The sequence below is a fragment of the Streptomyces sp. AC627_RSS907 genome, assembly GCF_019049165.1.
Window position 1 is genome coordinate 1 of record NZ_JAGMUE010000993.1, and the last position, 546, is coordinate 546.

Genomic DNA, 546 nt, shown 5'->3' on the forward strand with positions numbered 1-546 from the left:
CTGCTCCTCCTCGCTGGTGAGCGTGCACCTCGGCGTACAGGCCCTCCAGCGCGGCGAGATCGACATGGCCCTGGCCGGTGGCGCCTCGCTGTACCTGAGCCCCGACTCGTACATGCACATGTGCTCGGCCGGCATGCTCTCGCCGGACGGCCGGTGCAAGACGTTCGACAACGGCGCCGACGGGTTCGTGCCGGGCGAGGGCGCCGGAGCCGTGGTCCTCAAGCGGCTGGCGGACGCCGAGCGTGACGGCGACCAGATCTACGGCGTGATCACCGCGAGCGGCATCAACCAGGACGGCCGCACCAACGGCATCACCGCGCCGAACCTCGGCAGCCAGATCGAGCTGGTCAAGGCGGCGTACGAGCGGCACGGCATCAACCCGGCGACCATCAGCTACGCGGAGCTGCACGGCACCGGCACCAAGCTCGGCGACCCGATCGAGCTGGAGGCACTGGCCGCCGCCTTCCGGACCTGGACCGACCAGCGGAACTTCTGCGCCATCGGCTCGGTGAAGTCCAACGTCGGCCACATGTCGGCGGCGGCGGG

General features: G+C 70.5%; 1 protein-coding gene. It reads left to right on the forward strand.

What is annotated here, in order from left to right:
* A partial coding sequence (locus tag KUM32_RS39845; RefSeq protein WP_217146606.1) for a polyketide synthase occupies positions 1–546 on the forward strand: 546 nt, incomplete at both ends.